13 protein-coding genes, 1 pseudogene and 1 CRISPR repeat array are annotated in these 13,504 nt (G+C 39.4%); of the genes and pseudogenes, 6 read left to right on the top strand and 8 right to left on the bottom strand.

From position 1 onward, the window contains the following. Nucleotides 1-2: 2 nt before the first annotated feature. Nucleotides 3-752 (bottom strand): DeoR/GlpR family DNA-binding transcription regulator, encoded by a 750-nt coding sequence (locus RI196_RS07670; protein ID WP_311067336.1) that lies wholly within the window; start codon nt 750-752, stop codon nt 3-5. A gap of 302 nt (nt 753-1,054) precedes the next feature. Next, nucleotides 1,055-1,485: a CRISPR direct-repeat array (repeat unit 30 nt; unit sequence GTTTCAATTCCTCATAGTTAAGATAAAAAC). Between the two features lie 455 nt (nt 1,486-1,940). On the opposite strand from RI196_RS07670, the gene RI196_RS07665 reads away from it, so the two are divergent. The 3 genes from RI196_RS07665 to RI196_RS07660 are packed head-to-tail and all read left to right on the top strand — an operon-like array spanning nt 1,941 to nt 3,080. After that, on the top strand, nt 1,941-2,264 hold the full coding sequence (locus RI196_RS07665; RefSeq protein WP_311067194.1) for a hypothetical protein: 324 nt from the start codon (nt 1,941-1,943) through the stop codon (nt 2,262-2,264). Beyond that, nucleotides 2,191-2,520: an AHH domain-containing protein gene (locus RI196_RS18560; RefSeq protein WP_375338793.1), complete on the top strand. Its 330-nt coding sequence runs from the start codon at nt 2,191-2,193 to the stop codon at nt 2,518-2,520. The genes RI196_RS07665 and RI196_RS18560 overlap by 74 nt, the downstream gene beginning before the upstream one ends. Further along, nucleotides 2,520-3,080, top strand: a complete 561-nt coding sequence (locus RI196_RS07660) for an imm11 family protein (RefSeq protein ID WP_130158177.1) — start codon at nt 2,520-2,522, stop codon at nt 3,078-3,080. The genes RI196_RS18560 and RI196_RS07660 overlap by 1 nt, the downstream gene beginning before the upstream one ends. A 195-nt stretch (nt 3,081-3,275) precedes the next feature. Here RI196_RS07660 and RI196_RS18730 read toward each other — a convergent pair. Next, a pseudogene (locus tag RI196_RS18730) lies at nt 3,276-4,287 on the bottom strand (IS3 family transposase); the annotation flags it as partial. Between the two features lie 720 nt (nt 4,288-5,007). Here RI196_RS18730 and RI196_RS07650 point away from each other — a divergent pair. The 3 genes from RI196_RS07650 to RI196_RS07640 all read left to right on the top strand — a co-directional run bounded on the left by RI196_RS07650 (nt 5,008) and on the right by RI196_RS07640 (nt 8,055). After that, the gene (locus tag RI196_RS07650; protein ID WP_063388773.1) at nt 5,008-6,189 is read left to right on the top strand and encodes an IS701 family transposase; all 1,182 of its coding nucleotides are present in this window, start codon (nt 5,008-5,010) and stop codon (nt 6,187-6,189) included. Between the two features lie 791 nt (nt 6,190-6,980). Beyond that, on the top strand, nt 6,981-7,580 hold the full coding sequence (locus RI196_RS07645) for a TetR/AcrR family transcriptional regulator (RefSeq protein ID WP_311067191.1): 600 nt from the start codon (nt 6,981-6,983) through the stop codon (nt 7,578-7,580). A 10-nt stretch (nt 7,581-7,590) separates the two neighbouring features. After that, nucleotides 7,591-8,055 (top strand): DUF2269 family protein, encoded by a 465-nt coding sequence (locus RI196_RS07640; RefSeq protein WP_130158193.1) that lies wholly within the window; start codon nt 7,591-7,593, stop codon nt 8,053-8,055. 478 nt (nt 8,056-8,533) lie between these two features. On the opposite strand, the gene RI196_RS07635 is transcribed toward RI196_RS07640, so the two are convergent. From RI196_RS07635 to RI196_RS07610, 6 genes are read right to left on the bottom strand one after another with little or no spacing between them, the layout of a single operon-like run. Continuing rightward, nucleotides 8,534-8,875 (bottom strand): hypothetical protein, encoded by a 342-nt coding sequence (locus tag RI196_RS07635; protein ID WP_066249009.1) that lies wholly within the window; start codon nt 8,873-8,875, stop codon nt 8,534-8,536. 6 nt (nt 8,876-8,881) lie between these two features. Further along, a complete protein-coding gene (locus RI196_RS07630; protein WP_130158197.1) occupies nt 8,882-9,091 on the bottom strand; it encodes a hypothetical protein in 210 nt (69 codons plus the stop codon). Further along, complete coding sequence (locus RI196_RS07625; RefSeq protein WP_130158199.1) at nt 9,078-9,374, bottom strand: hypothetical protein; 297 nt, start codon at nt 9,372-9,374, stop codon at nt 9,078-9,080. The genes RI196_RS07630 and RI196_RS07625 overlap by 14 nt, the downstream gene beginning before the upstream one ends. A gap of 54 nt (nt 9,375-9,428) precedes the next feature. Further along, a complete protein-coding gene (locus RI196_RS07620; RefSeq protein ID WP_063386906.1) occupies nt 9,429-9,932 on the bottom strand; it encodes a PadR family transcriptional regulator in 504 nt (167 codons plus the stop codon). A gap of 4 nt (nt 9,933-9,936) precedes the next feature. Then, complete coding sequence (locus RI196_RS07615) at nt 9,937-12,399, bottom strand: FtsX-like permease family protein (RefSeq protein WP_311067190.1); 2,463 nt, start codon at nt 12,397-12,399, stop codon at nt 9,937-9,939. Continuing rightward, nucleotides 12,368-13,087 carry an ABC transporter ATP-binding protein gene (locus RI196_RS07610; protein ID WP_130158203.1) on the bottom strand — a complete coding sequence of 240 codons (720 nt, stop codon included), beginning with the start codon at nt 13,085-13,087 and terminating at the stop codon, nt 12,368-12,370. Before RI196_RS07610 ends, RI196_RS07615 begins: the two co-directional genes overlap by 32 nt. Nucleotides 13,088-13,504 lie beyond the last annotated feature (417 nt).

The following is a 13,504-nucleotide window of genomic DNA, read 5'->3' as shown; positions in this document are numbered from 1 at the left end:
GATTATTTCACAACCTTTACTGCGGTTTTGGCTGAAAATTCTTCTAAGATTTCTTGATCAATTTCATCTGTAATAATGACGGCATCATTTAAATCTGTAATTTTTGAAAAGGTAAATTCATTAAATTTTGTATGATCAGCCAGAACAAATGACTTTTGTGAGAGATTCATTGCGAGGCTTTTCACAGCCGCTTCTTCTGGATCAGGAGTTGTATAACCAAACTCAAGGTGAATTCCGTTAACACCCATAAAGGCCTTATCAAAACGATACGATTGCAGCCCCTCTTGAGCCCCCTTACCGATGAGAGCTCTTGTGGTCTTTTTCACATAACCACCCGTTAAATAGGTTTCGATATTTTGTCCAAGCAGTGCTTCCAAATGGGTTAATCCATTTGTTACTACTTTTATTTTTTGAGCAGAAATGTACGGGATCATTTGAAAGGTGGTTGTACCCGCATCCAAATATATACAATCACCATCTTGAATGAGACTCGCTGCATATTGAGCGATCATCCGCTTTTCTTCTAAATTCTTTGTCGATTTTTCGGAGATGCTCAGCTCTTCACTTCTTTGTTGAAATAAGGAAGCTCCGCCATGAACTCTCTTTAACTTTTTTTCTTTTTCTAATTGGCTTAAATCTCTTCGAATCGTAGATTCTGACGAAGAGGTTGCCTCCACCAATTCTTGAATTTTGACGACTCCCTTTTGTTCCAACAGCTCTAAAATGATCCGGTGTCTCTCTGGTGTTAGCAGCCTTATCAACTCCCATCTGGATGTTTTCTCTTTCTCTAATTTCATTATAGTGTAAGCACTTTCGAAAATCTATCATTTTTTATCAAAAACATTCAAAAATGATCGTTTTATGACAAAAATCAGTCACAAACGATCATATGACAAGTCCATTTAATCCAAAACGAGAAAAAAAAGGAATCTTCTACATCATGTTCGCCAATAAAATAACCCTTTCTCCTACAGACATCTGTCAAGGAGAAAGGGTAGTAAATAAATTATGAAAAACGTTGCCCTACGTGTTATGAACCAGTCCGAATGAATGAGATTTAAGTTCTTATAGTTAAGATAAAAACTATGTTTATGGAGTTCTGCCGATTCCTGCGAAAGTTATTGCTTCAATTCCTCATAGTTAAGATAAAAACTTGACCGGCATTTGTATTATTCATATGGCGAGGATTGTTTCAATTCCTCATAGTTAAGATAAAAACTCATTATGCAGAGTGGAGTTATGATGATCCACAAATGTTTCAATTCCTCATAGTTAAGATAAAAACGAGGATCGGACGTTCGAAACGATTTTAGAAGAAATGCGTTTCAATTCCTCATAGTTAAGATAAAAACCGGTTGAGGTAGCTTTAATTGTTTTGTTCTATTTGTTGTTTCAATTCCTCATAGTTAAGATAAAAACTCCCTGTGGCAGGGATATACGCAATTGTTGATTTCGGTTTCAATTCCTCATAGTTAAGATAAAAACCCCAAAAAATGTTGTTAAATAAGCATTTCATTTTTAATGCTTGACTGGTTATTTTTATTTTAGCGAAAAGTGGAATTTTTATCAAATCTTTGATTTGCTTGGGCTCAATGAAGATTTGAAAGAGTCGTCGATCCCCGGGGATTTTTGCACGATTGGGGGTCGACGACTCTTTTTTATTTCCGTTTAAAACAGATTTCAAAGTTTGCCTGCCGACAATGAAATCCATGTTTTATCAACTATTTTACCTCACCCATCTGTTTTAATAAAGTAAACATCCGGCTCATTTTATATTCTAGGTTTATCCTTCTCATTCATTTGAAGCAAGAGTGAGACCATATTTAACGTTTCATTCTGGAAAAATTGGTTTAGGTCTATTCGATCGGTTCCTACGATCTAAAATAAGAACATTTCGTGCGGAAAAAGGCATATTCCCCCGCATTAGAAATGCTAAAAGCTTGGCAAAAGAAATCCCGCACCATTTGAAAAACAAAAGCGCAAATAATGCACTGAAAGCCGGCCAGTTCGTAGACAACGCCCTGACCAATTTGAAAAATACAATCCCTGACCGGCAAATGGGATTGGCCATGGAAGGGGTTGGGAACGTTAAAGTTCCGCCCAAAAACACCAATGGATTGGAGAATAAAGTTCGAGCTTATCTGAGTGAGAAGACGGGGTTAAATCTAGGCGAAGGTAAAGCAGGCAACGATGGCGTTGAACTTAGCACTAAGGGTGCAGGTAAACCTTTACAAAAACATCATTATGCTACTAATAATAAGTAAAAAATATACTCCACAAATAGAGGCTATAACGAAAAAATATGGACTAGATTTGGATGACGTTTGGAATATAGAATTACTACCTCATCAGGGAAGACATCCAAATGCTTATCACGAGTATGTGTTAAGCAATATTAGAACTTTTGATAAAATAGCTAAGGGGGATAAAAGGAAATTTTTAAGATTATTCGAACAAGTAAAACAGGAAATTAGAAAGAACCCGGAGATGCTTTATAAAGATTATTGGAGGAAGAAATAATGAGATTTTATAAGTTGCTAATGGATGATAGTGATGATAGAGATGTAGTAGCATACTGTATAGATACAAAGGGATTTGAACAATATGAATTATCGGAAGGTAAGTATATTCATAATTGGAATAGCGAAATCACCTTTTACTTTGACCCTAAAGAAGGAGAAAGATTAACAGATTATTTAGCAAACAATTTAGGGTGGTTTATAGTTTCTGAAAGATTTAAAGCGATTTTAGAGAAAGTAGATGATGGTATACAATATCTGCCTATAAATGTAGTGATTAAAGGTGAAAACAAAATTTTAAAAGGTTTTTCGGTAGCTAACATTTTGAATGTTGTCGATGCATTAAACTTAGAAAATTCAGATTATAGTGTGTTTGAACTTGATGGTGAAAGTATATATAGTATAAAAAAATATGCTTTATGTAAGGAGGCGATACAATCAAAGCATATTATTAAACTCAAGGGTGATGAAATTCCAATATTCATATCAGAAGAACTTAGAGAACTAATAGAGAAAAATAATATAACAGGATGTGACTTTTTAGAAGTTAAAGTAATCTAAATATAGGTATTTTATACGGGAATAAGGCTCTGACTCATAAGGGTCTAATGGTATTATGTCAAGAAAATAGACACGTAAAATCGAGAAAAATTTAAAATCCTACTACCGCACTTCGTTTGGTGGCCTCTTGAGAAGGAGAACGGTTTGGTAAACCATTCCTCTTCTCAAGAGGAAAGATGTCCCTTATATCGTAACTTATGGTGAGAAACGTTGCTGCTTTTTGCCTTGCCGATGCATCTTCTCATACTCCATTGGGGACATGTACTCATTAGCGGAATGAATTCGCTCGGCATTATAAAAACACTCAATGTATTCAAAAATCCGTTGTCTCGCTTCTTCCCTTGTCGTAAAGGTTTCGTGGAAAATGAGTTCTTTTTTCATGATGCTGTGAAACGATTCGGCACATGCGTTGTCATATCAGTTTCCCTTTCGACTCATGCTCGTCTGTATGCCGTATTGCCTCAACATGGCTTGGGATTCATTCGATGCATGGTGGCTCCCTTGGTTCGAATGGTGAATCAGACCAGGTTGAGGACTTCGCTGATGGATGGACCGATAACTCCTTTGTCATACGCTCGGAAAGATACCAGCCTACGATTTTACGAGAAAACAAATCCATGATGGAGGCTAAATACAACCAGCCTTCTTTCGTCCAAATATACGTAATATCCGCCACCCATACTTGATTCGGCTCATCTGCTTCAAACTGCTGATTCAATAAGTTCGGATACACCGACCAATGATGCTTCGAGTTCGTGGTTGCCTTATATTTTTTCTTTGTTTTTGAACGAATATCACCATCTTTCATGATTCTGGCGACCGTCCTCAACCCCTTGCTTCTGAAGGATTTTTTGTGATTTTTGGGCTGCCATACGTTCTCTTGACTCGATGTGAATCTTTTTGATTTGTTTTTTCAACGCTTCTCGTCTCTGTTTGTGTTGACTTTCTGGGCGTTTGACCCATGCATAATATCCATTTTCTTGAAATACCTAGGACTTTGCACATCTTCGCCACACGAAACTCCTTTCTATGCGTATGAAGGAATTTATAAATTACTTCTGGTTTTTGGCGAAGATGCTCATGACCTTTTTAAGATGGTGTTTTCCTCCTCCAGATCCCGAATGCGCTTTTGAAGTTCGCGCTTTTCTTGATCTTCTGGTTTAAGGTTTCCGCTTCCGACAAAACTATGTTCGGCATCTTTTTTATAATATTTTAAAAAGATCGGATTACCCCCCGAGTTTTGGATATAGTTACTCTTAGTCTATCTTTTTCTTAAAATAGTTTTTTGGTGGCCATGCAGATCCAGGTGGAACATTTGCTATAACCCCTCAGACAGTCAATGGGATACAGACTAAAATTGACTTAGCTTTACTTCCAGAGTGGAAAATACAAAAAACTATAAAGGTGTAATTGAAGTTCCAAAAAGAGCTGTACTTATAACAGTCAAGTAATAGTGATGTTGTTGATGAGCTATGATTATCCCTGCGACTGCAGAGCATTCGCATACAAGGCAGCTTAGTTAAAAATGGGGTGTTTCGTACACGACTATTTCTTCAAAATATTAGCGTCGTAATGCTACTGCAAGTTTCAATTCCTTATAGTTAAGATAAAAACTCTGCTATATATGGAACTTTATTCGGTTGATCAGGATGTTTCAATTCCTTATAGTTAAGATAAAAACAAACTGCAAAATATCATCTTGTGTCAAAACCAACTTAGTTTCAATTCCTTATAGTTAAGATAAAAGCTTTTGTAATTCCTCGATCAATTCTTTCCACATTTTTTCAGTTTCAATTCCTTATAGTTAACTGTAGATGAGCAAATTCACTAACATAAATTTACATCCGAACAAAAAAGGAGACATGAACCCGATTCCTTGATTAGAATAGATGTGTCACCAAACCATTCTCAAGGAGGTTCATGTCTCATGAATAGACTACCACATCACCAAGGAATCGACAAGTTTTTCGCAATGTTGGGGCTGGCCCTTTATTTCTCTAAGCCGGTCATGAAGCATCTCGTTCATATTATCGATGCGCTGACAACGAAAGGATTTGTGGGAACCTTGACCGATCTGCATCATGAGAGCTTTCATCCCAACCATCGAACGACACTGAGCCATTTTTTCACGAAAAGCCCTTGGGATGAAGAAATCTTGCTTCGCAAACTCCAGCAGTGGATGCTTCGTCATGTGGAACGAACGGCCAAGCGAAAGAATCACCCCATTTTTGTTTCGATCGATGATACGATCTGCCGAAAAACGAAGCCTTCGTCACAGGCGAAACACGCTATTGAAGGGTGTAATTGGCATTATTCTCACGCGGACAAAAAGTCGATTTGGGGACACTCTCTCGTCTGGCTCATGGTTCATACGATGACGCAAGCCTTTCCCTTTGCGTTTCGCCTCTACGACAAGGCGGATGGGAAAAGCAAGGGTCAATGGGCCATCGAGATGCTTTCTTCTTTGGATGTGCACGGTTCTGTTTATGTGCTGATGGATTCTTGGTACCCATCGAAAACACTCGTGGAAGCCTGCCTGAAAAAAGGATTCCACGTCATTGCGATGCTCAAGACGAATCGGGTTCTTTATCCAAAAGGCATCGCCATCCAAGCCAAACAGTTTGCCCGCTATATCGAACCGAACGACACCCATCTCGTCACGGTGGGAGAAGAGCGTTATCGCGTGTATCGCTACGAGGGAGCGCTGAAAGGTCTCGATGATGCCGTTGTGTTGTTGGCTTGGAAAGCCGATCAGCCGATGACACCCGAACATCTTCACTGCGTCTTGAGCACCGACCGGGAGCTAAGCGATGAAGAGATCTTGCGCTACTATGCCCAGCGTTGGTCGATCGAATGCTTTTTTCGACAAGCGAAAGACCAGCTGAAGCTCGATGGGTACCGCGTTCGTCAACGTCGGGCGGTGAAACGGTATTGGATCTTGGTGCAACTCGCTTATGTGTACAGTATGGTCGAATCCAACAGCGATTTCTCTACCGGGCTTGACTTCCTTCGAAAGAAGAAAGGACATAGCCTCGTGGAGTTTATTTACGATGCAGCGAAACAAGATATTCCCATTGATGTCGTTAAAAAACAGCTTCATGTGGCATAAGGGGTACTCCGTTTGTCTCTTTTTACATGGTAATTATTGTAATGAAAATTGCTCAACTACAGTAGTTAAGATAAAAACCAGCATGAAATAACATAATACTAGTATTTGAATGATTAGCGTTTCAATTCCTTATAGTTAAGATAAAAACTATGTACCATCAACAAGATGGTACGCATCATATGTGTTTCAATTCCTTATAGTTAAGATAAAAACCCCAAAAAACGTTGTTAAATAAGCATTTCATTTTTAATGCTTGACTGGTTATTTTTATTTTAACGAAAAGGGGAAGTTTTATCAAACCTTTGATTTGCTTGGGCTCAATAAAGATTTGAAAGAGTCGTCGATCCCCGGGGATTTTTGCATGATTGGGGGTCAACGACAGTTGAAATATTCTAATCAATGAAACCGTCTTCCATCGCAATTTCATAAATCTCCCGAAAAGAACCCAACATTTTGAGTTGCAATGCCTGATCTGTTCAAGTTTCCTTCCAAAACAAATTCCCCTATTTTTCTGTTATAATCCCCATATTCTGCACTCAAGGAAAAAATCCTATTTTTGTTCAATAAACTGTTTGTGAACGCCAACACTATCATGTTATCCTCCCCATCAAAGCAAAGATTAGAGAATAGAAAACAAGCGACATACATGTTAGCGCAAAGTATAATGATAAGTCCATGATTTAATTGTTAAAGCACAGGCATTTGACCAAATAAAACAATTTATTTACAAACCGACGGTCGGTTTTTATAATTGATTATAAATAGTTACATAACATCGGGAGGAAACTTGATTGAAGCGGGAACAGAAACGAGAACAAACGAAACGATTGCTGCTGGACGCTGTGAAAGAATTAATTTGTGAAAAAGGGTGCACCAATACAACGCTCAATGACATTATGGAGCGTTCCGGTTTGTCTAAAGGAGCCATTTTCCATTATGTAAAAAGCAAAGACGAGCTTTTCAGCTGGGTGTTGGAAGATAGGCTGGACGAAATTAACGAGCGCTTTTTTAATAAGGCTTCGCAAAAGAAATCATTTGAAGAACCGATGCATGAAATTACCGCCCGATTGTCGGATCTGGAAAATCCGCAAGATCCCGGCAATCAAGTACTAATGTATCTTCTCGGAAAAAGCGATCAGCTTGATGTCAAGAAAATACTCCAACAGTATTATGAACAAGCCATTCATATGTCCAAATTATGGATAGCTGCTGGGCAAGAGGCAGGGGTAATCCCTCAGTCCGTTGATGCCGATAAAACAGCAGAGTTGTTTATGCTCATTTCATTTGGTCTGCGAATGCGCGGCGCCATTGATTCAAAGAAACATTTCTTTCATCATAAAGATTTTGCTGAGCTGATGTCTGGCATGCTTCAGCCAAAGGAAGAAAGGTAGGAGGAGGCATATGGAATTTCTGTTATTTATGCATATTGTCGGAGTTGTCCTTTTTTTAGGCAATATTATCATTACGGCTTTTTGGAAAATGCGGGCAGATCAAACAGGAAATCGTGAATTAATTCATAGTGCCGCCAAAAACGTCATGCTTGCCGATTTTGTTTTCACAATTCCGGGACTGCTGCTCATCATCACATCCGGAGTTTGGATGGCCGTTCGAACGGGGTATCTTATTTCGGGATTTAATTGGCTGACCTTGTCATTAATATTGTTTGTATTGACAGGAGTACTTTGGGCAGGGGTGCTTCTCCCCTTACAGCGAAAGATGATACGGCTCAGCGCTCAAACTGAGGAAAATGAGTTCAACACGGAAGCGTACCGTCGAGTGTCATGGCTCTGGATGATATTCGGAACTATTGCAACACTTCTTCCTGTTTTGATCTTATATCTTATGATTGGCAAGGGATTCTTCTGAACACACTTTTCCGCCGAAAGCGATGGAAAATGATCAAGTGGAGAGCTTTTCTAAAAAGGAGTGCGGAAAATGCTTCTGAAAAGCAATCAAGGTCTGGCTTGTTAACTTCTGACATCAATCGTGCCATGTTCAATGAAATTTCCACTATACGTCAAGATCACCATCCATATGGCAGTGTGAAGAAGAGCGATTTGAATTTAAAGAATTAGCTTTCACAGTACAAAAAACAGAGTTTAAGTTTTTTAGAATATAAAGAAAAAAACTCGGGACGGATATACTGTTCCGAGTCAACGTTTTAAAATTGTACACGATCATAAGTGACTTAGAATTAATAGAAAGCGTAACGATGAATTTAAAATTGATGAACATAACACTTGGCTTTTATTACCTATCACCTGCTTAGATAGCTCCGGTAAGGTTCTTTTAATTCCACATCCTCGTACATGAAACCGTCCGATAGCGAGTTCGCTTCAGTTACTTATTTTTCATTCCACATTATCGTTATATACTTTGCGTACACTTCAGGGATTGTTACTTGTTTTCCCGAAGACTGATAAGTTTTTAATCCCTTGACGGTTCCCCAAAAAGTAATCATTTCATTTTCAAGCAGATGGCTTTTTTTGTTTGCATTTCGGTAATTCACGACTATCGCATTTTTCCAAACGCCGTCTATACTTTTATCGACGTTCACTTTAAAAGTAATGTTGTTCCCATGTTCAATAATTTGAATAACTTTTCCTGTGAATACAACCTTTTTATTTTTGTAAGCACCAGGATTTTTCGCCAAATTTAAGTAATGAATTTGTACTGCTTCATCCATATACTCCTAGAAATCTTCTTTGACAGGAGCAGCCACAGCCGGGGTCTTTTTACTTTCTTCTTTCATATTTTCATTATTAAGTGTTTCGTCCGTCCCCATAGACCAAAATATTGCTGGAACCACAACGAATAACACCAGGTGAATGAGCGAGGATATACGATTTTTTTCGATATATTTCGCATCACGGTTTTGTCTTATCTTTTCATATTTCTTCATCTGTTAACAGCTCAACACCGCGCAGCTGACCGATTTTTATTGATCTAGACCTGATAAAATCGGATATTCCAAAAGTACAAGCATAAATGACAAATATAGTAATAACAATGAGAAACGTTGAAATCTCACCTGTTTGCTGACATACATACAACCCGAGTCGAGCTTCAGCTTTCAGCAAAATACTGAGTTTTGGTTTTCTAAAAAATATCGAAAGATGACTGACAACACTTCCGCTACGATAAACAGTTCCCAATGATATGCCAGATCGCAATCCTAAGCCCATTCTCCTTTCATTCTATTTATGCTGGCCCGCACTTTTCTTTGAACTTGGCAGCTTTTAATGGATTCGATTTTCAACTTGATTTATCCAGTTTAAATCCGCCTCTAAATGCAATAAAATACCGGTGATCAATAAATATTTGCTTTCGTCACCCTGAAGGAGCAGCTCTGTTTTTAATTTGGTCAATTCCATCACTTCTTTAATCACCACCGCTTTTTGCTGTTCAAGCATTTTCTTTTCCTGAGCAAAATTAATTTTGCGGGCACAGCTCCATTTAAAGAAAAAATCTTCTTTTGTCGTGGTGTATGGCACCGGTTCCAGCAACCATTTTTCCAACTCATCTTTACCTTTTGGTGTTAACTCGTATAATTTTCTTTCCTGATCGTCCATTCCTGCGGACGAGACAAGTTGATCACGAATCAGGCGATCAAGCGTAGTATAGATCTGACCGGGATTAATTTTGCCTTTAATGCCAAAAAGGGAATCCAATTCTAATTTCAATTCGTATCCATGATGTTTTTTTTGGTATAACAATGTCAAAATTCCATATTTAACTGACAAGTTGTCAACCTTCTTTCAGTGATGATTGGATATCTATTTTGCTGGCACTTTGGCTTGCCATCCAAGCGGCGCATAGACTCAACGCAACACCGGATATCACTGCCATTATCATATTACTGTATGGCAGCTTGAAAGACATAAATCCGTCCATGAGTTCAGACTGACTTGTTACATAGATTAAGATCAACCCAGCTGCTATTCCTCCGATAACTCCGGATAACCCAACGAGCAAGCCTTCGGCGATAATCATATTTCTAACCTGTTGTTTAGTAAACCCAAGAGCACGCATCGTTCCGATCTCGAAAACGCGTTCCAGCGTGTTCATCAAAAGGGTGTTGGCTGTGCCGATACTGGCTAACCCGATGATCATAAACAGCAACATCAAGATCAGTTCATTCATACCGGAAATTGTTGAAGTAGTGGACTCAATTTCATCTTCAACCGTCTGAACCTTTGACAGATGATCGCGGAAATCAGACCATACCCGATCTCGGATGGAACTGGCCGCTTCGTTGTCAACAGTAAGCAGCAAATCAAAGCTTTTTGTCCATCCAAATTCCTCCTTGAGACGTTCCTCATCCATAAACGCGACATAACCGGAATAATGCGATGTTTTGACAACTCCAACCACCACATAAGATTGTTCACCATTTGGCGTATTCATCCGAATGCTCTGCCCGATCTCCCCGCCCCATTCATCAAATGCGCGTTCACCAAGAAGCACAGCATTTTGCTGTTTTAACCGGTTATACAGTTTTTCCTCATGTTGATCGGCAAATAACGACGGACCATCTTCACTTACGGCAAAAACAGAAAATTGTCTACTTACTCCGTCAACCGTTTCCCACGTAATCGGGGTCGCTTCCATTAATGGCTCAACGCCTAGAACTCCATCATAAGAACGCAGTTTCGTTATATCTTCTGCAGACCAAGGCGCTTCAGACGTAAGTCTCATATCTCCCCCGTACGTATTCCTGATTTCTTGTTCATATCCTTCCGGAGCTGATTCCACCACCGCACCAAGCAATAAAATAACCGAAATTCCGATGCCGAGTATCGCTGCCGTATTTGCATTTCGATTGATTTGTTGAAAGAGGCTTTTGGCAGCCAAACTCCCCGCATAATGAAAAAGAAAATTTAAAACAGGTTTTATGATTCTGCTTAAACCGGCCAACAACAAAGGAAACAAAAGAATGACACCTGCCAAAACGGCTGCATAAGTTACAGAGTGGTCGATAAACACAAAGCATAGAAGCACCAAGCCAACTACAGCTCTAATCAGCAGAGGTCTTGATGATCCCTTCGATTGGCTGGTCATTTTTAACGTCAATAAAATCGATGTTCTGCCTGCATGATAAATAGGGAAAAGCGAAAACAGAACAGGGAACAGCACTCCAACAGTCACCGCCATAATCGCCGGCAATCTCCAATTTAAAGTATAAACTATATCAAATTGGAGCATGCTGAGCAGTTCCTGCATAAACAGATCACCGAGCCATATACCAAGAGGAACACCGATGGCTGTACCGATCAATGACAAAAGTACGATTTCAATGAGCACAAGCTTAGACACAGAACGTTGTGTGTAGCCGAAGCTTTTCATTATAGCAAATTCTTTTTTTCTTTCGATCACGCTTGTATAAATTGTGTTAAAGACAATAAAACCGCTGACTAACATCGATAAACCGGCAACAATATAAAAGAAGGTATAGAGGCCGCTAATATCGTTGTTCTGAAGGTCATCTGCTACAACAGGCTGTATGAACACACCTGACCCACGGAACTGCTGCTGTAAGGAATGAAAGAGGTCCTTGCCATCGCCGTTGACCTGAAACCGCATATAAGAAATCTCATCATGTTTGCCTGTCCATTCTCTTAACATATCGAGTGGAACTAAAACCCGAAAACTAGTTGATTCAGCACTGTCCCAATCACTAGGACTTGCAAGCAGCTGCGTATACTCAACAATAGCAGAAACTTTTGCCTCTCCCAAACCTTCAAACCGAACCGTATCCCCAACCTTTTTTCCTAAAAGGGTTGCAACAGTTTTCGGCAATATGACCCCTTTATTATCCAAACTGCCTTCAATCACAGGAAGCACCAGTAACGGGCTGTTTTGGTCACTGACTCCGATAATTCGTACAGATCTTTGACTTAAAGAGTGATCGTCTTCAAGTTCAAAGAACGCTTGCTTTTGGAGAACAAGCAGCATATTCGTAACATCGGGATCATCTTGAACAGGCTCAATCATTTTTTCCGGATAAGTATGCTTATCGCTTAAAACCCAATAATCTGCATTGGCTACATACATATCTGTGTAGTAATTAAAAACGTCTCTAGTTGTTCTATCGGCTACCAGCATAGCGGTGATAAAAGATGTTCCCAGTATAATTGCAAACAAGGTAAAGAAAAAACGCTTTTTGTTATGAGTGATATTACGCCATGAAATTCGCCAAATATTTAGCATAGTCGCCCTCCTCCCTCGATACCACCTGATCGATGCCTCCGTCCCTGAAAAGAATAATCCGGTCCGCAAATCCGGCTGCAAAAATATCATGAGTAACCATCACGATCGTTTGTCTGTTTTCACGATGGAAGACTGTCAATAGCCGGAGAATTTCTTCTGCATTCGCTCTGTCCAAATTCCCTGTCGGTTCATCCGCTAATAAAACAGTCGGGCTATTTACGAGTGCCCTGGCGATAGCAACACGCTGTTGTTGACCGCCACTGAGCAAGTTGGCGCGTTTGCGATGAAGTCCTTCCAATCCTACCGCCTGAATCAATTCTTGGATCACCCGATTCTTCTCCTTTGTCAGTTTGCCGTCGGCATGAAGTGGAAACGCAATATTTTCTTCTACAGTTAAAGTCGGAAGCAGTTGATAATTTTGAAAAACGAACCCCAGTTTTTGTCTTCTGAATATCGTTCTTTCTTTTTCGCTCATCTTATTTAAATATTTCCCGTCAATTTGTATATCTCCAGCGGTCGGTACGTCAAGGCCTCCCATCAGCTGCAGCAAAGTGCTTTTTCCGGAGCCACTGGGTCCCATTATCGCTACGAATTCGCCTTTTTTAATATTCAAATCGACGCCTTTCAACACCCGTGTTCTCTCTTGCCCCTGCAAAAATTCTTTAGTGAGATTGCTAACTTTAATCATAGCGTTCGCTCCTCTATTATTCGTATTGTAAAAATTTTCATATAAAATCACTATATTTCATTATCGTCAGTGCCTCGCTCTATCAATTGTCCACAGTGCGACGCTCCCTCCGATTTTCTGTATGCCACCAGCACCGAAAATAGTGTAATCGTCTCAATTGCTGATAGAACAAATGACCTACCTTTTGGTTTAGGTTAGCCCTTAAAACCCTCCACAGAAGAAGTGAACTCCGAATTCGACAATGGTTTTAAAACTTTTTTGGCATGCTTTTTTGTTCCCTTTGCCCTTGACGTCAATGTCAAAACTATTGGCGCTTTTGCCAATAGTAATTGCATGGCATTTCCATCTAATTAATGGAAATAACTATGAACATCTACTGAGTTCTCAAGGACTTTTGACACTACCTCAATTATTTCA

It is taken from the genome of Aeribacillus composti, assembly GCF_031760945.1.
Lineage (GTDB): Bacteria > Bacillota > Bacilli > Bacillales > Aeribacillaceae > Aeribacillus > Aeribacillus composti.
Note: the sequence above shows the minus strand (reverse complement) of the source record. Positions and strands in the feature narration are given on the sequence as shown.

Coding starts and splice junctions, on each gene's coding strand:
- RI196_RS07610 (WP_130158203.1), bottom strand. CDS start 13,087: ATGATTAAAGTTAGCAATCTCACTAAAGAATTTTTGCAGGGGCAAGAG.
- RI196_RS07625 (WP_130158199.1), bottom strand. CDS start 9,374: ATGGGCTTAGGATTGCGATCTGGCATATCATTGGGAACTGTTTATCGT.
- RI196_RS07640 (WP_130158193.1), top strand. CDS start 7,591: ATGGAATTTCTGTTATTTATGCATATTGTCGGAGTTGTCCTTTTTTTA.
- RI196_RS07615 (WP_311067190.1), bottom strand. CDS start 12,399: ATGCTAAATATTTGGCGAATTTCATGGCGTAATATCACTCATAACAAA.
- RI196_RS07650 (WP_063388773.1), top strand. CDS start 5,008: ATGAATAGACTACCACATCACCAAGGAATCGACAAGTTTTTCGCAATG.
- RI196_RS07630 (WP_130158197.1), bottom strand. CDS start 9,091: ATGAAGAAATATGAAAAGATAAGACAAAACCGTGATGCGAAATATATC.
- RI196_RS07660 (WP_130158177.1), top strand. CDS start 2,520: ATGAGATTTTATAAGTTGCTAATGGATGATAGTGATGATAGAGATGTA.
- RI196_RS18560 (WP_375338793.1), top strand. CDS start 2,191: ATGGCGTTGAACTTAGCACTAAGGGTGCAGGTAAACCTTTACAAAAAC.
- RI196_RS07635 (WP_066249009.1), bottom strand. CDS start 8,875: ATGGATGAAGCAGTACAAATTCATTACTTAAATTTGGCGAAAAATCCT.